21 protein-coding genes are annotated in these 22,380 nt (G+C 72.3%); 7 read left to right on the forward strand and 14 right to left on the reverse strand.

The window, feature by feature from the left end; genetic code table 11:
* Positions 1–7 precede the first annotated feature (7 nt).
* Complete coding sequence (locus Mco01_RS35010; RefSeq protein WP_239104142.1) at positions 8–1,441, reverse strand: gamma-aminobutyraldehyde dehydrogenase; 1,434 nt, start codon at positions 1,439–1,441, stop codon at positions 8–10.
* 229 nt (positions 1,442–1,670) lie between these two features.
* Between Mco01_RS35010 and Mco01_RS35015 the strand changes: the two genes are divergently transcribed.
* Positions 1,671–2,159 (forward strand): Lrp/AsnC family transcriptional regulator, encoded by a 489-nt coding sequence (locus Mco01_RS35015; RefSeq protein WP_204061115.1) that lies wholly within the window; start codon positions 1,671–1,673, stop codon positions 2,157–2,159.
* On the opposite strand, the gene Mco01_RS35020 is transcribed toward Mco01_RS35015, so the two are convergent.
* From Mco01_RS35020 to Mco01_RS35035, 4 genes are all read right to left on the reverse strand, one after another.
* Complete coding sequence (locus tag Mco01_RS35020; RefSeq protein ID WP_239104143.1) at positions 2,156–2,797, reverse strand: cyclase family protein; 642 nt, start codon at positions 2,795–2,797, stop codon at positions 2,156–2,158. The two genes, Mco01_RS35015 and Mco01_RS35020, sit on opposite strands and share 4 nt — an antisense overlap.
* Positions 2,798–2,819: 22 nt before the next feature.
* On the reverse strand, positions 2,820–3,767 hold the full coding sequence (gene speB / locus Mco01_RS35025) for an agmatinase (RefSeq protein WP_204061116.1): 948 nt from the start codon (positions 3,765–3,767) through the stop codon (positions 2,820–2,822).
* Positions 3,764–4,630 carry a nitrilase-related carbon-nitrogen hydrolase gene (locus tag Mco01_RS35030; RefSeq protein WP_204061117.1) on the reverse strand — a complete coding sequence of 289 codons (867 nt, stop codon included), beginning with the start codon at positions 4,628–4,630 and terminating at the stop codon, positions 3,764–3,766. The genes speB and Mco01_RS35030 overlap by 4 nt, the downstream gene beginning before the upstream one ends.
* Positions 4,631–4,721: 91 nt before the next feature.
* The gene (locus Mco01_RS35035) at positions 4,722–6,143 is read right to left on the reverse strand and encodes a purine-cytosine permease family protein (protein ID WP_204061118.1); all 1,422 of its coding nucleotides are present in this window, start codon (positions 6,141–6,143) and stop codon (positions 4,722–4,724) included.
* 84 nt (positions 6,144–6,227) lie between these two features.
* Between Mco01_RS35035 and Mco01_RS35040 the strand changes: the two genes are divergently transcribed.
* Positions 6,228–7,745, forward strand: coding sequence for a PucR family transcriptional regulator (locus tag Mco01_RS35040; protein WP_239104144.1), 1,518 nt, complete (start codon positions 6,228–6,230; stop codon positions 7,743–7,745).
* A gap of 1 nt (position 7,746) precedes the next feature.
* Here the strand turns inward: Mco01_RS35040 and Mco01_RS35045 are convergent, their stop codons facing one another.
* On the reverse strand, positions 7,747–9,339 hold the full coding sequence (locus Mco01_RS35045; protein ID WP_204061120.1) for a M1 family metallopeptidase: 1,593 nt from the start codon (positions 9,337–9,339) through the stop codon (positions 7,747–7,749).
* Positions 9,340–9,450: 111 nt separating this feature from the next.
* Positions 9,451–10,344, reverse strand: coding sequence for a DivIVA domain-containing protein (locus Mco01_RS39955; protein WP_204061121.1), 894 nt, complete (start codon positions 10,342–10,344; stop codon positions 9,451–9,453).
* Between the two features lie 187 nt (positions 10,345–10,531).
* On the opposite strand from Mco01_RS39955, the gene Mco01_RS35055 reads away from it, so the two are divergent.
* Positions 10,532–11,323: an ABC transporter ATP-binding protein gene (locus Mco01_RS35055; protein ID WP_239104145.1), complete on the forward strand. Its 792-nt coding sequence runs from the start codon at positions 10,532–10,534 to the stop codon at positions 11,321–11,323.
* Entirely contained in the window at positions 11,320–11,982 is a 663-nt protein-coding gene (locus Mco01_RS35060; RefSeq protein ID WP_204061123.1) for a hypothetical protein, read from the forward strand. Before Mco01_RS35055 ends, Mco01_RS35060 begins: the two co-directional genes overlap by 4 nt.
* A gap of 46 nt (positions 11,983–12,028) precedes the next feature.
* On the opposite strand, the gene rlmN is transcribed toward Mco01_RS35060, so the two are convergent.
* Positions 12,029–13,147, reverse strand: a complete 1,119-nt coding sequence (rlmN, locus tag Mco01_RS35065) for a dual-specificity RNA methyltransferase RlmN (protein ID WP_204061124.1) — start codon at positions 13,145–13,147, stop codon at positions 12,029–12,031.
* 144 nt (positions 13,148–13,291) lie between these two features.
* Between rlmN and Mco01_RS35070 the strand changes: the two genes are divergently transcribed.
* Positions 13,292–14,266: a suppressor of fused domain protein gene (locus Mco01_RS35070; protein WP_239104146.1), complete on the forward strand. Its 975-nt coding sequence runs from the start codon at positions 13,292–13,294 to the stop codon at positions 14,264–14,266.
* A gap of 3 nt (positions 14,267–14,269) precedes the next feature.
* On the opposite strand, the gene Mco01_RS35075 is transcribed toward Mco01_RS35070, so the two are convergent.
* From Mco01_RS35075 to Mco01_RS35100, 6 genes are all read right to left on the reverse strand, one after another.
* Complete coding sequence (locus Mco01_RS35075) at positions 14,270–15,235, reverse strand: phosphatidate cytidylyltransferase (protein WP_239104147.1); 966 nt, start codon at positions 15,233–15,235, stop codon at positions 14,270–14,272.
* Between the two features lie 116 nt (positions 15,236–15,351).
* Positions 15,352–15,909 (reverse strand): ribosome recycling factor, encoded by a 558-nt coding sequence (gene frr / locus Mco01_RS35080; RefSeq protein WP_036327149.1) that lies wholly within the window; start codon positions 15,907–15,909, stop codon positions 15,352–15,354.
* A 9-nt stretch (positions 15,910–15,918) separates the two neighbouring features.
* Complete coding sequence (gene pyrH / locus Mco01_RS35085) at positions 15,919–16,617, reverse strand: UMP kinase (protein WP_372445018.1); 699 nt, start codon at positions 16,615–16,617, stop codon at positions 15,919–15,921.
* A 123-nt stretch (positions 16,618–16,740) separates the two neighbouring features.
* The gene (gene tsf / locus Mco01_RS35090; protein WP_204061127.1) at positions 16,741–17,574 is read right to left on the reverse strand and encodes a translation elongation factor Ts; all 834 of its coding nucleotides are present in this window, start codon (positions 17,572–17,574) and stop codon (positions 16,741–16,743) included.
* 97 nt (positions 17,575–17,671) lie between these two features.
* Positions 17,672–18,604, reverse strand: coding sequence for a 30S ribosomal protein S2 (rpsB, locus tag Mco01_RS35095; protein ID WP_204061128.1), 933 nt, complete (start codon positions 18,602–18,604; stop codon positions 17,672–17,674).
* Positions 18,605–18,795: 191 nt separating this feature from the next.
* Entirely contained in the window at positions 18,796–20,253 is a 1,458-nt protein-coding gene (locus Mco01_RS35100) for a CoA transferase (protein ID WP_204061129.1), read from the reverse strand.
* A gap of 194 nt (positions 20,254–20,447) precedes the next feature.
* Here Mco01_RS35100 and Mco01_RS35105 point away from each other — a divergent pair, with 194 nt between their 5' ends.
* Positions 20,448–20,801, forward strand: a complete 354-nt coding sequence (locus Mco01_RS35105; RefSeq protein WP_036327159.1) for a YraN family protein — start codon at positions 20,448–20,450, stop codon at positions 20,799–20,801.
* A gap of 1 nt (position 20,802) precedes the next feature.
* A complete protein-coding gene (locus Mco01_RS35110; RefSeq protein ID WP_204061130.1) occupies positions 20,803–22,380 on the forward strand; it encodes a YifB family Mg chelatase-like AAA ATPase in 1,578 nt (525 codons plus the stop codon).

Below are 22,380 nucleotides of genomic sequence, written 5' to 3' on the forward strand. Positions count from 1 at the left end.
CGGAGCCCTATTCGCCGATGTAGTGCATGACGTGCTTGACCCGCGTGTAGTCGTGCAGGCCGAAGACGGACAGGTCCTTGCCGTAGCCGGAGTGCTTGAAGCCGCCGTGCGGCATCTCCGACACGAACGGGATGTGGGTGTTGACCCAGACGACGCCGAAGTCGAGCCTCTTCGACATCCGCATCGCCCGGCCGTGGTCGGAGGTCCAGACCGACCCCGACAGGCCGTAGCGGACGCCGTTCGCCTTGGCGAGGGCGTCGGCCTCGTCGGTGAAGGTCTGGATCGTCATGACAGGCCCGAAGACCTCGTCCTGGACCATCTCGTCGTCCTGGCGGAGCCCGTCGACGACGGTCGGGGCGAAGAAGAAGCCCTTGTCGCCGAGGCGGGCGCCGCCCGTGAGGACCTTCGCGTGCTCGGGGAGCCGCTCGAAGAAGCCCTCGACCCTGGCCAGCTGGTTGGGGTTGTTCAGCGGGCCGAAGTAGGCGTCCTCCTCGTCGAGGCCGCCCACCTTGGTGTTCGCGGCGGCCTCGGTGAGGGCCGCGGCGAACTCGTCGTGAATGCTCTCGTGCACCAGGATCCGGCAGGCCGCGGTGCAGTCCTGGCCGGCGTTGTACAGGCCCGCCCCGGCGATGCCCTCGGCGACGGCCTTGATGTCCTTGACGTCCTCGAAGACGACGACCGGGGCCTTGCCGCCCAGCTCCAGGTGGACGCGCTTGAGGTCGTCGGCGGCCGAGCGGGCGACCGACATGCCCGCGCCCACCGAGCCGGTGATGGCGACCATGCTCGCGGCCGGGTGCGAGACCACCAGGGCGCCGGTCTCGCGGTCGCCGGTGACCACGTTGAAGACGCCGGGCGGAAGCACGTCGCCCAGGATCTCGGCCAGCTTGAGGGTCGAGGCGGGAGTGGTGTCGGACGGCTTGAGGACGATGGTGTTGCCGGCGGCCAGCGCGGGGGCGATCTTCCAGACCGCCATCATCATGGGGTAGTTCCACGGGGTGACCTGGCCGACGACGCCGATCGGCTCGTGCCGGATCACGGAGGTGTGGTCGGCGAGGAACTCCCCGGCGGTCGGGCCCTCCAGCGTGCGGGCGGCGCCGGCGAAGAAACGGAAGTGGTCGGAGGCGACCGGGGTCTCGTCCTCGGCCATCCGGGCGCGCGGCTTGCCGGTGTTGCGGCACTCCGCCTCGTTGATCTCGTCGGCGCGGGCCTCGATCGCGTCGGCGACCTTCAGCAGCAGCGCGGCGCGCTCGCCCGGCGTCGTCTGACCCCACGTCTCGAACGCGGCCGACGCGGCGGCGTACGCGGCGTCGACGTCCTCCTGCCCCGACACCGGCGCCTGAGCGTAGACCTCCCCCGTCGTAGGGTCTACGACGTCGGAGAAACGGCCGCTCGCTGCGTCGACGAACTTCCCGTTCACGAAGTTCTGGAGACGGGTGGTCACCGTTGACCTCCTGGTGAGGTGGCTGAGTTGTCGCGACTCTGGCAGACAAACACGACATGAACAAGGGATTTCGTGGCTAAGATACCAAATTGCTACGAAATCGCTTGACAGAGGCGATTGAGCTGACAACATGTCAGACCACGACCGCAACATGTCAGGAACGGCCGCGTAACACGAGGTACGTAAGGGCTTCCCCCGCTCGCCCGGCTAGAGAGGACACCCCCCGAGGATGACGACACCGCCAAGGGTACGCGCGGCCGCCAAGGGTGGGCCGGTGGTGCTGGACGAGATCTCCAAGCAGATCATCGAGCAGCTCCAGACGGACGGGCGAAAGCCGTACGCCGCGATCGGCAAGGCGGTGGGGCTGTCGGAGGCGGCGGTTCGCCAGCGGGTGCAGCGGCTGCTCGACCTGGGCGTGATGCAGATCGTCGCGGTGACCGACCCGCTCACGCTCGGGTTCCCCCGGCAGGCCATGATCTCCATCAAGTGCGAGGGCGACCTGGAGTCGGTCGCCGACGAGCTGTCGTCGATTGAGGAGATCGACTACGTGGTGCTCACCGCGGGCTCGGTGGACATCATGGTCGAGGTGGTCTGCGAGGGCGACAGCCATCTGCTGGAGATCCTCGGGAAGATCCGGGCCATCCCGAGCGTGCGGGCGACCGAGACCTTCGTCTACCTCAAGCTCCACAAGCAGACCTATTCCTGGGGCACCCGCTAGCCGATCCTCGCGACCGCGCGCACGGGCGCGCCGTCGGCCCCCTGGAGCCGGATCGGCAGCAGCGACACCTCGATCGCCCGTCCGGCCGCCTGCGCCTCCAGGAGCGGATCGAGGTTGCGCAGGTTCTCCGCGATGACGGCGTGCGCGCCGCACAGGGCCCGGTGCGCCGGAAGGTCCTCGGCCGGCGTGGGGTCCACGCTCAGCGCGTCGATCCCGACCGTGCGCACCCCCGACGCGACGACCAGGCCGGCGGCCTCCGGCGAGAGGAAGGGGTGCTCCAGGTACTCCGTGGTCCCCCACCGGCCGGCCCACCCCGTCGCGACGAGCAGGATCACTCCGGGCGCGAGATGGGGGGCGAGCGTCTCCGGCGGGATCGGCGACCGCGGCGGCAGCCCGCGCGCGTCGGCGACCGCCGCCGGGCCTACGAAGCGCTCCAGCGGCAGGTCGTCCAGGGCGGGGAGCGCGTCGTCCACGTGGTACGGCGCGTCCACGTGGGTGCCCGACTGCGACCCCAGGTGCAGGGCGAGCACGTTGACGCCCTCGGCCGCCGTGGTGAGCGCCGGGACGATCTCCACCTCGGGGTCGCCGGGATAGACCGGCATCCCGGTGACCAGGGGCACCGACAGGTCGACGAACACGCTGCCTCGCCTTCTCCAGGGCTCAGTGCTTCTCCGTGACCGCGAGGAGGCTCACCAGGTCGTACGCCACGTGCGAGGCCGCGACCGCGGTCATCTCCGCGTGATCGTACGCCGGGGCGACCTCGACCACGTCCGCCCCGACGAGGTCGCACCCGGCGAGCCCGCGCAGGATCTCCAGGAGTTCGCGGCTGGTCAGCCCGCCCGCCTCGGGCGTCCCGGTGCCGGGCGCGTGGGCCGGGTCGAGCACGTCGATGTCGACCGACACGTACAGCGGCCGGCCGCCGATCCGCTCCCGCAGCGCGGCGGACACCTCGTCGACCCCCCGCCGCATCACGTCGGCGCTGGTGACGACGCCGAACCCCATCCGGTGGTCGTCGTCGAGGTCCTTCTTCGCGTACAGCGGCCCGCGGATGCCGACGTGACTCAGCGCCTCGGTGTCGAGGACGCCCTCCTCCACGGCCCTGCGGAACGGCGTGCCGTGGGTGTACTCGGCCCCGAAGTAGGTGTCCCAGGTGTCGAGGTGCGCGTCGAAGTGCAGCAGCGCGACGGGACCGTGCTCCCGGGCCGCCGCCCGCAGCAGCGGCAGCGCGATCGTGTGGTCGCCGCCGATCGTGACGAGCCGGGTGCCGCCCGCCATGAGCGCGGACGCCGCCCCCTCCAGCGTCTCGACGGCCTCCCTGATGTCGAACGGGTTGACCGCCACGTCCCCGGCGTCGGCGACCTGCACGGCCTCGAACGGCGACACGTCGAGCCCCGGATGGTACGGCCGGAGCAGGCGGCTCGCCTCCCGCACGGCGGACGGGCCGAAGCGGGCCCCCGGCCGGTAGGACACGCCGCTGTCGAACGGCACGCCCACCACCGCCACGTCCGCGCGCTCCACCTCGTCGACGCGCGGCAGCCGCGCGAAGGTCGCGGGCCCCGCGAAGCGCGGGACGCGGGAGGAGTCGACGGGCCCCCGTGGCTCGGTCATGACGTGTGCCTGCCCTTCTTCTCGGTGTTCGTGACGTCCCGGCGGCCGTCGTACAGGTCGGCCCGGCGGTCCCGGTGGACGTCGTTGCGCGGCCCGATCGCCTTGTCCCGCGCCTCGGACAGGTCGCAGTCGGCCACCAGCACGGCGGCGCGGTCCTGCAGCAGCGGTCCCGCGAGCGGGTAGCCGTCCGGGCCGATGATCGAGGTGCCGCACACCCATCCCACGCCCCGCTCGGCGGCGCAGCGGTCGGCGACCGCGACGAACATGCGGTTCGCGGCCGCGGCCACCTGCGCGTGCGCGACCAGCACCGGCCGCTCCCCCGCCGGCACCGGTGAGGACGGCCAGTTGGTGGAGACCGCCAGCACATCGGCCCCCGCGAGCGCGGCGGCGCGCACCCACTCGGGGAACTCCAGGTCGTAGCAGACCATCATCCCGACGCGGCCGATCGCGGTCTCGACCACGGGCGGCCGCCCGCCGCCCGGGGTGAACACGTCCTGCTCGTCGTGCCACAGGTGGGCCTTGCGGTAGACGGCCCGCAGCCCGCCGGGGTCGACCAGCGCCTGGCTGTTGCGCACCCCGTCGGCGGTCCGCTCGCAGAACCCGCCGACGATCACCAGATCGTGCGCGCGGGCCAGGCGCTCCCACTGCGACACCGTCGGCCCGTCGGGCGGCTCGGCGAGCGCCCTCGCCTCATCCGGCCCGCTGAAGACGTAGCCGCTGTTGACGAGCTCGGGCAGCACGACGAGCCGGGCCCCGGCCGCGGCGGCCTCGGCGACCGCGGCGGCCGCCGCCTCCCGGTTGCCGGCCGCCCGCCCCACCTGCAGGGGGAGCTGCGCGACGGCCACGCGCGCCGGCGGCGTCACGGCCGCACCCCCGCGCGGAGCCCGCCTGACTCCCCCGGCCGTACGGCGGCCGCGCCGACGGCGGTGGAGGCGGCGGGGGCGTTGGGAGCGGTCACAGGCTGACCAGCTCGCGCTCGCTGGCCTCGACGACCGACTCCTCGGAGGCGACGTCCAGGGTGCGGCACAGCGTCAGGTAGACGCCGCCGGCCACGACCAGCCCGACCGCGAAGGCGACGTCCACGCCGCCGATGGCGGCGGCCACCGGCCCGGTGAAGAAGCTCAGCACGACGAACGGGACCATGGCGGCCAGGCCGGCCAGGTAGGAGACGAGCCCGCGCCACGCCCACATCCCGTAGATGCCGTCCTTGCGGAACAGGTGGGTGATCGCGTAGTGGCCGCGCCGGACGAAGAAGTAGTCGACGAGGTTCACGGCGGTCCAGGGCACGAGGACGTACAGCATGATGAGCTGGGCGTTGGTGAACGCGGTCGAGAAGTCCGTGATGAGGACCATGCCGACGAACGCCCACACGACGGCGAGGACGAGGACCGTGACGATCCGGATCGACCGCGTCGGTCTCACCGGACGCACCGTGTCCACCGCCGTCACGACCGTCAGCATGCCGCTGTACGCGTTGAGGCCCATGGTGGCCACGAGCACGAGCACCGACACGACCGTGAGCACGCCGCCGAGACCGGTGACCACGTTCTCCCCCGCGTCGTGGATGCCGACCAGCGGCTCGCTCACCCCGAGGCGGGTGGCCATCCAGGCGCCGATGGGGATCAGCCACAGCGGGGAGGCCGAGGCGCCGAAGAAGACCGACCACACGATGTGCGAGGTCCTGGTCCGCCGCGGCAGGTAGCGGGAGTAGTCCGAGACGTACGGCGCGTAGGTGATGTTGTAGGAGGCGGCCACGGCGAACTGGACCATGAAGGCGACCCAGGTGAAGCCCCCGGCCGCCGGGGCCTTCCCGCCCGCTCCCCCGGCCAGGACGGCGACGGTCAGCACGAGCCACAGCGGCAGCGAGATCCAGAACAGCACCTGGAAGGCCCGGTGCATCCAGTCGTAGCCGTAGACGGCGAGCACGGCCGCCACGACGGTGATGACCAGGCCGACCACCGGCTTGCTCCAGCCGAAGACCGCGTTGAGGCCGTTGTCGACGATGACCGTGTCGATGACGTTGAAGCCGACGTAGGTGAACAGCGTGCCCGCGAGGGCCACCACCACGCCGCGGTACCCGAACTGGGCCCGCGACTGCACCATCTGCGGCAGCCCGAGCCACGGCCCCTGCGAGGCGTGGAACGCCATGAAGAACGTCCCGAACAGCACGCCGAGGGCGCTGGCGAGCGAGGTCCACCCGAGGGACAGGCCCATCGCCGGGCCGATGAAGCCGAGCGCGACCGTGTAAGGCTGGAAGTTGCCGCAGAACCAGAACGGGCCCTGGTGCCAGACCTTGCCGTGGCGCTCGGTCTCCGGCACGTAGTCGATGGAACGGACCTCGATTCCTCCCGCTGGGGAGGCCGCAGTCGTGGTCATACATTCCTCCTGGTCATGGGGAGATTGGTCGAGTCTGCCGCCCGCCCGTTCAGCCGGACAATTGTCCCCATCACGGGAAATAAGGTGACGTTTGTGGATGGGCACAAAGCAGACGACGGCCCCGCGACCGTCGAGGACCTGGTGCGCTCGCCCGCGCTCCAGCTGCGCGTGGTGGCGGGCGAGCGCGGGCTGGGCCGGTCGGTGTCCTGGGCCCACGTGAGCGAGCTGGAGGACCCCACCCCCTGGCTGCTCGGCGCCGAGCTGATCATGACGACCGGCATCGGCGTCCCGCGCGGGGCCGCCGCCCAGCGGGCCTATCTCGAACGGCTCGACGACGCCGGGGTCGCCGGGCTCGCCCTGAGCGCCGGGCTGCACGTGCCGCCGCTGCGCCGCGGGTTCCTCGACGCCGCCGAGGAGCGCGGGTTCCCGGTGCTGGAGGTGCCGCTGGCCGTCCCGTTCATCGCCGTCGCCCAGGAGGTCGCGGCGGCCGTGCAGGAGGACGCGCGGCAGCGGCTCGGCGCGCAGCTGCAGGTGTTCGGCGCGCTGCGCTGGCTGGCCTCCGAGGGACTCGACGCGGCCGCGCTGTTCACCCGGCTGGAACGGCTGTCGGGCTACGACGTGTACCTGAGCACGCCCCAGGGCCGGCCGCTGCTGCCCGGCGTGCCCGTCCCGCCGGACTCGGTGACGCTGCCGTCCTCGGCGGAGGCGCCGCCCACGATCCCCGGCGGCTTCGCGTTGCCCGTCCCCGCGCCGGACGGCCCGGCCGGGTTCCTCGTGGCGTTCGAGCGGGAGGGCGCGCGCCCGGCGGGGCTGGCCGTCGTCCAGCACATCGCGACCGTGGCCGCCCTCCAGGTCGCGATGGTGCGCAGCGAGCGCGAGACGCTGCGCCGCCAGGGCGCGGAGACGCTCGCCGAGCTGCTGCAGGACGCGCTCGACCCGGACACCGCCCGCCGCCGGCTCTCCCGGATCGGCCTGCCGCCGGAGGAGGACGTCGTCCTGCTCGTGGTCCGCGGCGCCGCCGAGGACGCCGTCGTCCGGGCGTTCGACGAGCACCCCCACCTCATGCTCCGCCACCACCGCGACCTGTACGTGCTCACGCCCTGGTCGTCCCACCCCTCGGGCGGGCCCGGCGCGGCGAGCGGGCTGCGAGAGGTCCCGGGCATCGCGGTCGGCGTCAGCAGGCCGCTGCGGCCGGGACGCTCGCTGCGGGTGGCCCAGCGGGAGGCTTCGTGGGCGGCGTCGAGGGCCGCCGAGTCGGGCCAGCCCGTCGTCGGCTACGGCGAGGACACGACGGGCCGCTGGCTGCCCGACGACGTCGGCGTGCTGTCCGGCCTGGTCGAGCACGTGCTCGGCGACGTCCTGCGCTACGACGCCGAGCACGGCTCGGGCCTCGTCGCCTCCGTCCGGACGTGGATGGAGCGCGACCGCCGGGTGGACGACGCGGCCAGGGCCCTGCACGTCCACCCGAACACGCTGTCCTACCGGCTGCGCAGGTTCGGGGCGCTTACCGGCCGCGACCTGTCCGCGACCGGTGACTTCGCCGAGGTGTGGCTGGCGATCCGGGCCGCCGGGCAGCTCGGCCGGATCACCTGGGGTCCGTGACCTACAGCTTCGGCTTGGCGGCCTTGTAGAGCCACGCGTCGAAGAGCGGGTCGAGGTCCTGGCCCGACAGCTTCTCCGCCAGGTCGACGAAGTCGCGGGTCGTGACCGTGCCGTACTTGTTGTCCTCGGTCCAGGTCTTGAGGAGCGTGAAGAAGGTGTCGTCGCCGATCTTCTTGCGCAGGGCGTGCAGGGTCATGCCGCCGCGCAGGTAGATCGCCTCCCAGTCGAACATGTCGGCCCGGCCCGGGTTGCCCGTCTTCTCGTCCCAGAACGAGCCCTTCTGCTTGTAGTGCTTGTCGAAGATCGACTGGGCCGACGGGCCGCCGTGCTGCTCCTGGTAGAGCCACTCGGCGTACGTCGCGAAGCCTTCGTTGAGCCAGATGTCCTTCCAGCTCCGCAGGCCGACGCTGTCGCCGAACCACTGGTGGGCCAGCTCGTGCACGATCTCCAGGTCCTCGCTCGGGCCGCCGTCGTACACCGGCCTGCCCTGCGTCTCCAGCGCGTATCCCACGTCCAGCTTGTCGCCGATGCCGCCCGTGGAGGAGAACGGGTAGCCGCCGAAGACCTTCGACTCCCAGGCGATGGCCTTGGCCGTGGTGCGGTGCAGGTACTTCGACTTCTTGGCGACCGCCGGATCGTAGGCCGTGATGTTCGGCACGCCGGCGACGGCGCCCTCGGTGACCTTGAACTTCCCGATCGCGACCATCGCGAGGTACGTCGCCATCGGCTGGGACATCTCCCACCTGACCGTGGTGTAGCCGTTCCGTACGGGGACGATCCCGGGGTTCTTCGGCTCGCCGTTGGCCAGGACCGTCAGGCCCACCGGGACCGAGACGCGGAAGCTGAAGGTCGCCTTGTCCTGGGGGTTGTCGTTGGCCGGGAACCAGCTGCGGGCGCCGTCCGGCTCCGACACCACGGTGGCGCCGTCCTTGGTGTTGATCCAGCCCTCCAGCCCCAGGGCCTTGTCGTTGATCGCCTTCGGCGCGCCTGCGTACGACACCTCGACGGTGAAGGCGGCGCCCGACGGCAGGCCCTCCTTGGGGGTGACCACGAGCTCCTGGCCCTTACGGCGGTAGGAGGCCCGCTTCCCGTTCACCTCCAGGTTGGTGATCGCCGGTCCGGAGTAGTCGAGGTCGAACCGCGAGAGGTTCTTGGTCGCGGTGGCCTTGATGGTCGTGGTCGCGGCGATGCGGTGGGTCCTGGGGTCGAACCGCAGGGCGATGTCGTAGTGGCCCACGTCGTAGCCGCCGTTGCCCGCCAGCGGGAAGTACGGGTCGCCGAGGCCGGCGGAGCCGGGCGTGAAGGTGTCCTTCGACTCGGTGCGGGACGCGTCCCTGAGGGTCGTGCGACGGGCGGCCGCGAGGGCCGCCGTGCCGCGCTCGCGGGAGGCCGTGCGGCGGGTGCCGGCCTCCAGCCCGGCGGCGCCTGCGTCAGCGGGCCGGGCGTCGCCGGAGCCGGCGTCCTGGAGGGTGACGGTGAGGGGAGCGTCATCCCCTCCGGGCGTGTCGGCGAGGGCGGCCGTGGGGGTGACTGCGGTTGTGAGCAAGGTCAGACCGGCGGCGGTGAGCGCCGCGAGGGGGGATCTGCGAGGCATGGCCACCATCGTGGTGCATCGCCCCGGCAAATATGTACTTATTCCATTTCGGTCAGGCTTCGGTCTGGTCGTCCGGACCGGCGTGTACGGTGGCCCCCGGCTCGAGGGGAATCAGGGTCGGCGTTCGAGGATGCCGGCGATCTCGTTCAGGAAGCCGTCCACCTCGGTGATCGCATACCCGGGGCGGAACATCACGGTGGAGAACGTGGCCGCCCGGACCTCGTCGGGGGTCAGCGGCCGGTCGGCCGTCCCACGGAGCGTCTCGACCACCCGGTCGAGGAAGGCGTCCACCTCGTCCTCCCGGTAACCCATGCCCAGCCGGCCCGGCCGGAAGGCCACCCGCTCGACCTTCTCGGCGTGGCCCTCCCACCACTCCGGCGTTCCCGGGCGGGGCGGTGCGGGTGTCGCCCCAGCGGGCTCTGCCGTACGGGCTGGGGGTGAGGGTGCGGCGGCCGGCGGGGCGGACGGTGCGGCGGGGGCAGGCGGCTCGGTGCCGAGCGGAGCCGGGGAGGCGGGCGGAGTGGCGGCGGGCGAGGTCGCGGCGGCGGGCGGGGCGTCGAGCGGGGTCGCCGGCCCGCCGGCCACGAGCACGTCGGTGGTGGCCAGGTCGGCGGGCGCCTTCGGGCGCGAGGGGCCTTCCTCAGCCGCGGGGCCCGCCGGGGCCGCGGGGCCCGCCGGGGCCGGGGGGCCTTCCGCGTCCGCCGGGGCGCCGGAACCGGTACGAGCCTTCGGCACCGCAGGGCCCTCCTTGGCCGCCGGGGCGCCGGAACCGGCGGCGCGGGCCTCCAGGGCGACGATGAACGCGTCGAGCGCGAAGTCCACGGCCGTCTCGTTGTAACCGCCCAGCTTGACGCCGAACTTGGCCTCGCGGATCTCGTTCGGCGTGATCGGCCGCTCGGCGGCGGGGCCGGACGCGAGCGTCCGCTCGATCCTGCGGATCAGTTCGTCGACCTGGCCGGGGTCATAGCCCAGCCGCACGGCCATGACGCGTGGAAAGCGATTCACCCACTCCTCCGGGCCTCTGCGAAACCTGTCCATTCTGTCCGTACGGCGATTCTGTCGGTACGCCGATCACAAAAGCGATACCTGGTGATCGCCCGATCCCCAGACGTGACCCTAAATATGCCGATAAGCTCGGGGATCTATGCGGGTCGCCGATCTCTCCTTTCGCTATGGACGGCGGGAGCCCTGGGTGCTCGCCGGCGTGGACATGACCCTCGGCGCGGGCGACGTCGTCGAGATCGTCGGCCCGAACGGCACCGGCAAGTCCACCCTCCTGCGCCTTCTCGCGGGACTCCTGCGGCCCGTGCGGGGAGCGGTCGAGGACCGTCCGCCCGTCGTCGGGTACGCCCCCGAGCGCTTCCCCGCGGCCCAGCCGTTCACCGTGGCCGGCTACCTGCGGCACATGGCCGCGATCAGGAAGGTCGCGCCGGGGGACGTCGACGAGTGGACCGACCGGCTCGGCATGGACCACCTGCTGGGCCAGCGGTTGCCCGACCTGTCCAAGGGCAGCGCCCACAAGGTGGGGCTCGCCCAGGCCCTCCTGTGCCGCCCCGGACTGCTCGTCCTCGACGAGCCGTTCGCCGGGCTCGACGCGGCGACCCGCGCCGAACTGCCCGTCGTCATCGCGGAGGTGTCCGCCAGGGGCGGCACCGTCGTGGTCAGCGACCATCAGGGCGACCTGCGGGGCCTTCCGGGCATACGCCGCTACGAGGTCGCGGACCGGTCGGTGCGGGAGGCCGCGGCGGGGACCGGTCCTGAGCCGGAACGGCTCGCCGTCCTGGAGGTCGACGTCCCGGCGTCCGAGGCCGCCCGCCTGGCCCGCCGTCTCCGCGCGGACGGCTACGCGGTGCGGATCGGCCCGGCCGGCCTCGCGCCTTCCGGCCCCGGTTCCGGTGAGCGGGAGGCCCCGGACCTCCGGGACCTCGGGGCCTCCGACGTCGGCGACTCCCGGGTCGGCCCCCGGTCCGGGGAGGCGTCGTGATCGCCCTGGTCCGGTTCCGGATCGCCGGGTACGCCCGGTCGCACCGGGCGCTGCAGCCCCTCATCGGACTGCTGCCACTGCTCGCCATCCTGTACGCGACGCCGGTTCCTCCGGGCCAGGAAATCGGCGCGGCGGCCGACTCGGCGGGCATCCTGATCCCGGTGTTCGCCTGGGCGGCGCGCGGACTGCTCGACAGCGAGCCCGACGAGCAGCGGATGATCTCCATCGTCGCCGCCGGTCGCGCCGAGCTCGTGAGCGGCCTGCTCGCCGCCTTCGCGTACGACCTCGTGCTGGCCGCCGTCTCCGAGGTCGCCCTGCTGACACGGCTCGCCGGGAGCCCGACGGCGGGCCAGGTGGCGCTGGGCGTGGCCCTGCACCTGTTCTCGGTCGTGGCCGGGGTCGCCCTGGGCGCCCTGACCAGCCGCCCCATCCTTCCCTCGCCGGCCGTCTCGACCATCGTCCTGATCGCCGGATATATCGCGACGTTGATGGTCAGCGCGTCGAGCGTGCACTGGCTGAGCGTCCCGGTCATGACGTGGATGCGGGACGCGCACCACGGCCTGCTCGAGTCCCGTCTCCCCTGGCTCGCCGCCGAGTCGCTTCTGTGGCCCGCCGTCGGGCTGGCCGCCTACGCCTGGCTTCGCCGTACACGTCCCTGAGTCAGGCCGCGACGGCGTCTCGACGGGAGGGCTGCGGGGTCGGCCGTCAGGAGTCGGGGGTCGCGGCGGCGAGCTGCCCGCAGGCGCCGTCGATCTCCCGGCCCCGGGTGTCGCGCACCGTGACGGCGACGCCGTGGGACTCAAGACGGCGGACGAAGGCCCGCTCGTCCTCCGGCCGGGAGGCGGTCCACTTCGAGCCCGGCGTGGGGTTGAGCGGGATCAGGTTGACGTGGACGAGCTTGCCCTTGAGCAGGCGTCCGAGCAGGTCGGCCCGCCACTCCTGGTCGTTGATGTCCTTGATGAGGGCGTACTCGATCGACACCCGGCGCTTGGTCTTGGCCGCGTACCGCCAGGCCGCGCCGAGCACCTCGGAGACCTTCCAGCGCGTGTTGATCGGCACGAGCGTGTCGCGGAGCTCGTCGTCGGGGGCGTGCAGCGAGAGGGCCAGCGTGACCGGCAGTCCCTCGTCGGCCAGCTTCTCGATGGCGGGCACCAGGCCGACGGTCGACACGGTCACGCCGCGGGCGGAGATGCCCAGCCCCTCGGGCGCGGGATCGACGAGGCGGCGGACGGCGCCGATGACGGCCTTGTAGTTGGCCATCGGCTCGCCCATGCCCATGAAAACGACGTTGGTGATCCGGCCGGGCCCGCCGGGGACCTGCCCCGCGGCCAGGGCCCGGGCCCCGGCGACGACCTGCTCGACGATCTCGGCGGTGGACATGTTCCGGGTCAGGCCGGCCTGGCCGGTGGCGCAGAAGGGGCAGTTCATGCCGCAGCCGGCCTGGGAGGAGACGCACATCGTCACCCGGTCGGGGTAACGCATGAGGACCGACTCGACGAGGGAGCCGTCGAACAGCTTCCACAGCGTCTTGCGGGTCGTCCCGCCGTCACAGGTGATCTCCCGTACGGAGGTCAGGAGTGGCGGCATGAGCTGCGCGACCAGGCGCTCCCGGGTGCCGCCGGGCAGGTCGGTCATCTGCTCGGGGGTCTCGGTGAGCCGGGCGAAGTAGTGACGTGAGAGCTGGTCGGCGCGGAACGGCTTCTCGCCCAGCTCGGCCACGGCGGCGCGCCGCTCGGCCATCGTGAGGTCGGCCAGATGGCGCTGGGGCTTGCCCCGCCGGGGCGCCACCAACGTCAGCTGCCCGGCCTTCGGCTGCTCGCTCACGCAAAACCCTTCCGATCTCCTGACCGCGTGCTCTTAACGATCGCGGCCAGCGGCTTTACATTCTGGTCTGGCGGTCTAATCCCGGAGGTAGATGTGGACGTCTCTGTGGTCCTCACCAGCCCCAACCCTTACGGGAGCCGCACGTTGACGATCGAATCCGACCGGGCGTCCTCCGTAGCTTACCTTCGGGACGCCAGGGGGACCGTCCACGGAGCCGTCTGGCTGGCCAACCACGTCCCAGCTCCGGCGGCCGTCGACCTGGCGAGGGCCAACGCCGGTCTTCCGCCGCTGATGCCGGCCTCCGGGACCCACCACCCCACGGGCACGCCGCCCCTCGACCCGGCGACGCTGTCGGTCCTGTGGTTCGAGGAGGGCGACGGCGTCGCCCTGTACGAGAACGACGATCTCCTGGCCGTCATTCCGGGGTGGGCCGACATGGCCCGCGGCATGCCCGGCTACGCGAGGGACGCCGCCGGAGAGTCGCCGTTCGCCTGGTCGCTGAGCGAGGCGCTGGAGGGGCTCGCCCCGAGGGTGGCGAAGGCGCGGGCGTACTGGCAGTGGCGGCAGGCGGAGGGCAGCTGGGCGTCGTTCCAGCAGTTCGTGATGGGGCATCTCGACAGCAGGGTCGGGCCGCCGGGCCGCTACTGGGACGTCGGAGGCGACCGGCTCCCTCTCGTCGGGGTGAGCGAGCGGCCCGGCCGGGGGTACACGGTCCTGTCCACGGTGGGGATGAGCTGCCAGCGGATGCCGACGGCCGAGCTGTACGACACGGCCTGCCGAGTCGAGCTCGCGGTGGCGACGCGCCAGGACCCGAGGGTGGCGGCCCGGCTGTTCGCCTGGCTGGCGCAGTATCCGTGGCGGTCGGTGACCTGGCTGGGACACGGGCACACGGCCCGGTGGTTCCAGCGGCCGGGAACGTTCCCCCTGGACGGCGGCCACCAAGGGGTGATCATGCTGGCGGATCCGCCGGGGATGCCGGACATGTCTGGCTTCTTGTTCGGGGGCGACTCCGTGCGGTGGCTGTGGCTCGTCCCGCTCACCGACACCGAGCTCCGGGTGGTGGCGGACCAGGGGCACGAGGTGATCAGCGAGCGGCTGGCCGTGCACAGCCGGATCTAGACGTCAGTGGACCGGCACGAGGAGTGTCAGCAGCAGCCAGACCGGGACGAGCGTGAAGAGCAGCGAGTCGAGCCGGTCCATGACGCCGCCGTGGCCCGGCAGCAGGCTGCCCATGTCCTTGATGCCGAGATCGCGCTTGATGACCGACTCGATCAGGTCGCCGAGCGTCGCGCAGACGACCCCGGCGGCGCCGATCAGGGCGCCCTGCCAGTAGCCGCCGTCCAGCAGGAAGTGGACGAGTAACGACCCGCCGACGACGCAGGCGAGGGCGGACCCGGCGAAGCCCTCCCAGGTCTTCTTCGGGCTGATCAGCGGCGACATCCGGTGCCGGCCGAACAGGATGCCGGCGAAGTAGCCGCCGATGTCGCTGCACACGGTCACGGCGATGAAGACGATGACCCTGTCGGGGCCGTCCTCCGGCGACAGCAGCAGCGGGACGAACCCGGCGAGCAGGGCAGGATAGACCGCGATGAACAGGGCGGCCGTGGCGTCCCGCACGTATCCCTCGGCGCCCTGGAACATCCGCCAGGTCAGCAGGACCATCACGGTCACGGCGAACGCGCCGACGAGGAAGGCCGTCCCGCCCCAGTAGGGACCGACGACCATGGCGGTGAGACCGGCCAGCAGCGGGACGAGCGGCACCCGGATGCCGCGGGTGGCGAGGGCCTTGGCCAGCTCGTGGACGCCGAGCCCGACCGCGGCCATGACGACGGCGAGGAACGCCAGCTTCACCACGTACAGCGAGCCGATGACGACCACGCCGAGCGCGACGCCGACCGCGACCGCCGCCGGCAGGTTGCGGCCCGTACGGCTCCCGCCGCCGGACCCGCCCGAGGACCCGCTCACGCGATCACCCCCCGGCACCGCGGATGGCCCGGCCGCGTCACCGGCGTCGGCCGGCCCGTGCCCGTTGCCCGACGCCCCGGCGGCGCTCTTCGCCGAGTTCCGGTCGCCAGCCGTTCCGTCCACAGCGTCCACTCCCTGTATACGCGTGATCCTTGCGCCGCCCTGTCCACGCAGTGCGGCACAAGGATCACGGTCGTGCCGTCCGGCCCTGCCGGGGTCTCTCCCCCGGCACCGGGTCATCAGACCTCGAGAAGCTCGGCTTCCTTGTGCTTCAGCAACTCGTCGATCTTCGCGACGTGCTTCTGGGTGAGGTCGTCGAGCTCCTTGACCGCCCGGTGGACCTCGTCCTCGCCGACCTCGCCGTCCTTGACGAGCTTGTCGAGGACCTCCTTGGCGTGACGACGGATGTTCCGCACGGAGACACGGCCGCTCTCCGCCTTGTTGCGGGCCACCTTGATGTACTCCTTGCGGCGCTCCTCCGACAGCTCGGGGAACACGACGCGGATGACCGCGCCGTCGTTGCCGGGGTTGACGCCGAGGTCGCTGTCGCGGATGGCCCTCTCGATGGCGTTCAGCGAGCCCTTGTCGTACGGCTGGACCAGCACCATGCGCGCCTCGGGCACATGGAAGGACGCGAGCTGCTGGATGGGCGTGGGCGACCCGTAGTAGTCCACGCTGATCTTGCTGAACATCGAGGGGGTGACGCGGCCGGTGCGGATGCTCGCGAAGTCGTCCTTGGCGACCGTCACCGCCTTGTCCATCTTCTCCTCGGCCTCGAGGAGGGTTTCGTCGATCACTGCGGCTCCCTATTTCCCTGCCGGACTCACCAGCGTGCCGATCTTCTCACCGCGGACCGCCCGCAGGATGTTGCCTTCGCCCATGAGATCGAAGACCACGATGGGCAGGCCGTTGTCCATGCACAGGCTGATCGCGGTGGCGTCCATGACCCCGAGACCCCGCGTCAGGACCTCACCGTACTCGAGCTGGTCGAACCGCACAGCGTCCGGATTCTTCCGGGGGTCGGAGTCGTACACGCCGTCGACCTGCGTGCCCTTCAGCAGCGCCTCCGCGCCGATCTCCAGTGCGCGCTGGGCGGCGCAGGTGTCGGTCGAGAAGAACGGCGAGCCGAGCCCGGCGCCGAAGATGACCACGCGGCCCTTCTCCAGGTGGCGGATCGCCCGCCGCGGCAGGAACGGCTCCGCGACCTGCTGCATGGTGATCGCCGTCTGCACGCGGGTGTCGATGCCGCGCTTCTCGAGGAAGTCCTGCAGGGCGAGGCAGTTGATGACCGTCCCGAGCATGCCCATGTAGTCGGCGCGGGCGCGGTCCATGCCCCGCTCCGACAGGGCCGCGCCGCGGAACATGTTGCCGCCGCCGACGACGACCGCCACCTGCACGCCCTCGCGGACGGCCTCGGCGACGGAGTCGGCGAGCTGGGCCACGACGAGCGGGTCGATCCCGAGCGACTCGCCGCCGGCGAACGCCTCACCGGACAGCTTCAGCATCACCCGCTTCCAGCGCAGCGGCCCGTCGTACGACGAAGCCGCCGGCGTGGCGGGTCTGGTGTTCTCCTGCACGGCGGCGGCCTCCTCGGATATAAGTGCGGGTCAGAGCTCCTGGCTGTAAGCCTAAGCCTGGCCGACCTTGTAGCGGGTGAAGGCCAGGACCTTGACGCCGGCCTCGTCCGCGACCTTCGCGATCGTCTTCTTGTTGTCCTTCACGAAGGCCTGCTCCAGCAGCGTGAAGTCCTTGTACCAGCCGTTAACCCGGCCGTCGACGATCTTCGGGATGGCGCCCTCGGGCTTGCCCTCCTCGCGGGTCATCTGCTCGAACACCGACCGCTCCTTCTCGATGACGTCGGCCGGCACCTCGGCGGGGCTGAGGTACTTGGGCGCCATCGCGGCGGCGTGCTGGGCGATGTCCTTGGCGACCTCGGCGTTCGGCTTGTCCAGCTGGACGAGCACGCCGACGGTCGGCGGGAGCTGCGGGTCGGTCTTGTGCATGTAGGACGTGATGAAGCCGCCCTCGAGGACGGAGAAGCGACGGATCTCGATCTTCTCGCCGAGCGCCGCGTTGGCCTCGTCGAGGAGCTCCTTGACCGTCTTGCCGTCGACCTGCGACTCGAGCAGGGTCGGCACGTCGGCGGGCCTGCTCGCCACGATGTGGGCGACGATCTCGCCCGCGAGCTGCTGGAACCGCTCGTTCTTGGCGACGAAGTCGGTCTCGCAGTTGACCTCGAGCAGCGCGGCGAGCGAGTCGCCCTCGTGCTTGACGGCGACGAGGCCGTTCGAGGCGGTGCGGGCCTCGCGCTTGCCGACGTCCTTGGCGCCTTTGACGCGGAGGATGTCGACGGCCTTGTCGAAGTCGCCCTCGGACTCCTCAAGCGCCTTCTTGCAGTCCATCATGCCGGCGGCGGTCAGCTCGCGAAGCCGCTTGACGTCGGCCATGTTCACGGAAGCCATTGTCCAAATTCCTCTTCGGGACCCGATGCGAATCGTCGTGGCGGGCGGGCGCCGAGGTCGGCGCCCGCCCGGTGAAGCCGTTGTGCTGGTGCCTGGGTCAGGCCTGCTCGCCCTGCTCCGCGGCGGGGGCCTCGGCGGCCTCGGCGGCGGGGGCCTCAGCGGTCTCAGCGGCGGGGGCCTCGGCGGTCTCAGCGGCAGGGGCCTCGGCGGTCTCGCCGGAGGCGGCCTCCGCGGCGCCCTCCTCGCCGTCGGCGCGCTGGAGCAGCTCGCGCTCCCACTCGGCCAGCGGCTCGGCGGCGGCGACCCCGGCCGGCTTGTCGTCGGCGCGGGCGGCGCCCGAGCGGGTCATGAGGCCGTCGGCCACGGCGTCGGCGATCACGCGGGTGAGGAGGCTGACGGCCCGGATCGCGTCGTCGTTACCCGGGATCGGGTAGTCGACCTCGTCGGGGTCGCAGTTCGTGTCGAGGATCGCGACGACCGGGATGCCAAGCTTCTTGGCCTCGTTGATCGCGATGTGCTCCTTCTTGGTGTCGACCACCCAGATGGCGCTCGGAACGCGAGCCATGTCGCGGATGCCGCCGAGGGTGCGCTCCAGCTTCTCCTTCTCGCGGCGGCGCATCAGGAGCTCCTTCTTGGTGAGCCCGGACGCGGCGACGTTGTCGAAGTCGAGCTCCTCGAGCTCCTTCAGGCGCTGGAGCCTCTTGTGGACGGTCGAGAAGTTCGTGAGCATTCCGCCCAGCCAGCGCTGGTTCACGTACGGCATGCCGACCCGGGACGCCTGCTCGGCGATGGACTCCTGGGCCTGCTTCTTGGTGCCGATGAACATGATCGAGCCGCCGTGCGCGACGGTCTCCTTCACGAAGTCGTACGCACGGTCGATGAACGACAGCGACTTCTGCAGGTCGATGATGTAGATGCCGTTGCGCTCGGTGAAGATGAAGCGCTTCATCTTCGGGTTCCACCGGCGGGTCTGGTGACCGAAGTGGACGCCGCTCTCGAGCAGCTGCCGCATGGTGACGACAGGGGCCATCGTGATGGTCCTCCATGGTTGTGTGCCCCAGGAGCCCTATGGGACCCCAAGGCACGGCCTCGGTTGGACACGCGGGCCGTTTGCCCGCGCCCTGACGCCCCGGGCCGCTTTCGCCGGACATGGTCCGGACCGAGAAGGCGGCTCGTGAACGGGCGTGCGAATTCGGCCTGCTTAGCAGGCCGTCGAATAGTCTACCCGGAACCGCCCCGTCGGTTGACCGGCGCAGGCCCCGCCGCACCGGTCGGCCATTCGGGTGCGTGCTCCCCCTGACGTGGCGGAGGCGAGGCCCAGTGCGGGGCCGCCCCCTCGATGAGGCCCGGCGGCGTGACATAGGTGAGCTCGCCGAAGGGGCTGTCCATGACGGCCAGCACCTCGTCCGGCGACGGCTGGGGCGCGGACGCCCCGTCGGTCCTGCCCAGGGCGTCGAGCCAGCCCGCCGTACGGGCGAGCGAGACCTCGACCTGCCAGGAGCCCCCCTCGGCGGCGCGCCGGAGCAGGCCGGCGATCGCCCCGAACGCCGCGAGGTAGCCGGTGGCGTGGTCGAGCGCCTGGGCGGGCAGCGGGCACGGGCGTGTCCCGTCGCCGTTCTCGCTCGCTATCCCGGAGGCCATCTGGACGAGGCTGTCGAACCCCCTCCGCCCGCCCCAGGGACCGCGTGAGCCGTACGCGGAGACGTCGACGCAGACGACACCCGGCCGCAGCCGCGCCAGATCCTCCGGGCCGTACCCTCGGTCGCGCAGCGCCCCCGGCCGGTAGGCCTGGACCACCACGTCGGCGCCGCGGACGAGCTCGCGCAGCGTCTCGGCCTCCGAGCGCAGGTCGACGTGGCACGACCGCTTGCCGAACGCGGTCTCCACCACCAGGCCCGGCACCTCGGGCAGGTGGGCGGCGCCGACGCGCAGCACCTCGGCGCCGTGCGCGGCCAGCGTCCGCGCGGCGACCGGCCCGGCGATGACCCGCGTCAGGTCGAGCACCCGCACCCCGGCGAGCGGCCGTCCCGGCACGTTGTCCGGCGTCCTCGTCCGCGCGTCCCCGCCCTCCGCGGAGATCCTCCGGAGACCGACGAGGGGCAGGGCGGCGACCGCCGCGGCCTGCGGATGAGCCAGCCACTCGGCCCTGCTCCGCATCGCGGCCGCGCACCCGCCCTCGCGTGTCACCGCCTCCTCGACGTCCGCCGCCGTACGGCTCTCGCATCTCCGGGCCACCTCACCCTCGGCGGCTCCCAGCGGAAGGCCGAGGGCCCGCAGGGCGGCGTCCCGGTGGTGGTCGAAGTTGCAGTGGAGCCTGACCCAGCCGTCGCTCGTGCGGTAGTCGCCGGACAGGGGCGCCCAGGAGACGGACGGGACGCCGTCGACGCGGAAGTGCCGCTCGCTCTGGAAGGCCAGGGCGGCGTGCCGCACGTCGACCGCCACCTCCGCCGAGCCCGGCCCGCCACGCATGGACCAGTGGGCGGCAGCGGCGGCGGTCACCGCGCCGACCGAGGCCGCGGCGAGGGCACCGAGCCGGTACACGGACGGCAACACCGGATCCCCGCCGGTCACCCGCACAGCGGGCAGGGCGACCCCCACCGCGTCGCCGAGCGCCGAGATGAGCTCGGGCACGGACCGCACGCTCCCGTCCTCGACCTCCACTGCCGGATTCTCGATCATCGCCACCTCCTCATGCCCCGTCCCAAGGGGTCTCCTGCGCCTGTTTCTCGTGGGCCTCGGCCAGTATCCCCACGCCCTCCGGCTCGCGGCGACGCACCCCGGCAGCCTGTGGATAACCCGGTTGTCCACAGAACGTGATTCGGCCGATCGGCGCCGCGGACCGCCCGGCGATCGTCTCCGGCGGAGGTGGTCCCATGGCCGCGAAAGATCGACTGGGCAGACACGGCGAGCAACTGGCCGCCGACTTTCTCGAGGCGGCGGGCGTTCGCATCCTCGCCCGCAACTGGCGTTGCGCCGAGGGCGAGATCGACATCGTGGCGCGTGACGGCAACGCGCTGGTCGTCGTGGAGGTGAAGACCAGATCGGGCCGCAGCCACGGCACGGCGTTCGAAGCGGTGACGCAGGGCAAGCTGCTGCGCCTGCGGTCGCTGGCGGGGCGCTGGCTCGCGTCCCAGACGGAGAGGTTCGACTCGATCAGGGTCGACGTGATCGCGCTGGAGCGGTTCGCGGGCGACTTCTCGCTCCGCCACGAGCGCGGGGTGGTCTGACGTGGCCGTGGCCCGCACCCGCTGCGTCGCGCTCGTGGGCGTGACCGGGCGGATCGTGGAGATCGAGGCCGACGTGGGGCCGGGCGTTGCCGGCACCCACTTCATCGGCCTCCTCGACACCGCCATCAGCGAGGCGCGCGGCAGGGTGCGGTCGGCTCTGATCAACAGCCGGTTCTCCTGGCCCGACGCGCGGGTGACCGTGAGCCTGTTCCCCGCGAGCCTGCCCAAACGCGGGTCGATGTTCGACCTCGCCATCGCGATCGCCGTCCTCGCCGCCGCCGGCGCCGTCCCGGCCCAGCGGGTCGCCGAACCCACGTTCCTCGGAGAGCTCGGGCTCGACGGGCGGGTCAGGCCGGTCAGGGGCGTGCTGCCCGCGGCCCTCGCGGCCGCCGAGGCGGGCGCCCGCACCGTCGTGGTCCCGTCGATCAACGCCGCCGAGGCGGCACTGGTGCCGGGGCTGACCGTGGTCCCCGTGGCGACCCTCGGCGAGCTGGTGGACTGGCTCCGCTCCGGCGACCTGCACCGGCTCCCTGTGGTCGCCGAAGCGGCCGCGCTGCTCGACGACGCCTCCGGCCGTTCCGCGTCCGGCCTGTCCGGGACGGCGAAGGAGGACGACCGGTGCCTCGACATGCGCGACGTCGCCGGGCAGCCGGTGGGCCGCAAGGCACTGGAGGTGTGCGCGGCGGGAGGGCACAACCTGTGGATGCTCGGCCCGCCAGGGAGCGGGAAGACGATGCTCGCCGAACGGCTGCCGACCCTGCTGCCGCCGCTCGACCCCGATCAGGCGCTGGAGGTGTCGGCCATCCACTCGGTGGCGGGCCGCCTTCCGCCGGGGCGTCCGCTGCTCACCCGGCCGCCGTTCATGGCCCCGCACCACAGCGCGACGACCGCGGCCGTCGTGGGCGGCGGAAGCGGCGGCGTCGTACGGCCCGGGGCCGTGTCACTCGCCCACAGAGGCGTCCTGTTCCTGGATGAGGCGCCCGAGTTCGCGACCGCGGTGCTCGAATCCCTGCGGCAACCGCTGGAGTCGGGCTCGGTGACGATCGCGCGGGCGATCGGGACGGTGACGTTCCCGGCGAGGTTCACGTTGATCCTGGCCGCCAACCCCTGCCCGTGCGGTCTCCAGGGCAGCGCAGGTCATCCCTGCCGGTGCACCCCCGCCGCCCGGCGCCGTTACCTGGCCCGGCTGTCCGGACCGCTGCTCGACCGCATCGACGTCAAGGTGCGGATCGGGCGCGCCACACGAGCGGAGCTGCTGGCGGACCGCCACTTCGCCGAGCCGAGCGCCACGGTCGCCGCCCGCGTCCTCGACGCGCGCGACAGGGCGGCCCGGCGCCTGGCCGGCACGCCGTGGCACTGCAACGCCGACGTGTCCTCGGCCGCCCTGCACGGCGACCTCCGGGTGCCGGACAGTGCCCTGGCCCCCCTTCACCGCGGCCTCGACCTGGGGACGCTGAGCGCGCGTGGGCTCGACCGCGTCCTGCGCGTCGCCTGGACGCTCGCCGACCTCGCGGGCAAGCACCGACCGGGCGAGCCGGAGACGACGGCCGCCCTCGCCATGTGGCTGGGAGTGGAGTGA

The organism is Microbispora corallina, from assembly GCF_016863035.1.
Lineage (GTDB): Bacteria > Actinomycetota > Actinomycetes > Streptosporangiales > Streptosporangiaceae > Microbispora > Microbispora corallina.

Bases quoted from the DNA above. Each gene is read 5' to 3' on its own strand.
- Mco01_RS35015 (WP_204061115.1), top strand. From the start codon at position 1,671: ATGACGACACCGCCAAGGGTACGCGCGGCCGCCAAGGGTGGGCCGGTG.
- speB (WP_204061116.1), bottom strand. From the start codon at position 3,767: ATGACCGAGCCACGGGGGCCCGTCGACTCCTCCCGCGTCCCGCGCTTC.
- Mco01_RS35035 (WP_204061118.1), bottom strand. From the start codon at position 6,143: ATGACCACGACTGCGGCCTCCCCAGCGGGAGGAATCGAGGTCCGTTCC.
- Mco01_RS35045 (WP_204061120.1), bottom strand. From the start codon at position 9,339: ATGCCTCGCAGATCCCCCCTCGCGGCGCTCACCGCCGCCGGTCTGACC.
- pyrH (WP_372445018.1), bottom strand. From the start codon at position 16,617: ATGCTGAAGCTGTCCGGTGAGGCGTTCGCCGGCGGCGAGTCGCTCGGG.
- tsf (WP_204061127.1), bottom strand. From the start codon at position 17,574: ATGGCTTCCGTGAACATGGCCGACGTCAAGCGGCTTCGCGAGCTGACC.
- rpsB (WP_204061128.1), bottom strand. From the start codon at position 18,604: ATGGCCCCTGTCGTCACCATGCGGCAGCTGCTCGAGAGCGGCGTCCAC.
- Mco01_RS35100 (WP_204061129.1), bottom strand. From the start codon at position 20,253: ATGATCGAGAATCCGGCAGTGGAGGTCGAGGACGGGAGCGTGCGGTCC.
- Mco01_RS35105 (WP_036327159.1), top strand. From the start codon at position 20,448: ATGGCCGCGAAAGATCGACTGGGCAGACACGGCGAGCAACTGGCCGCC.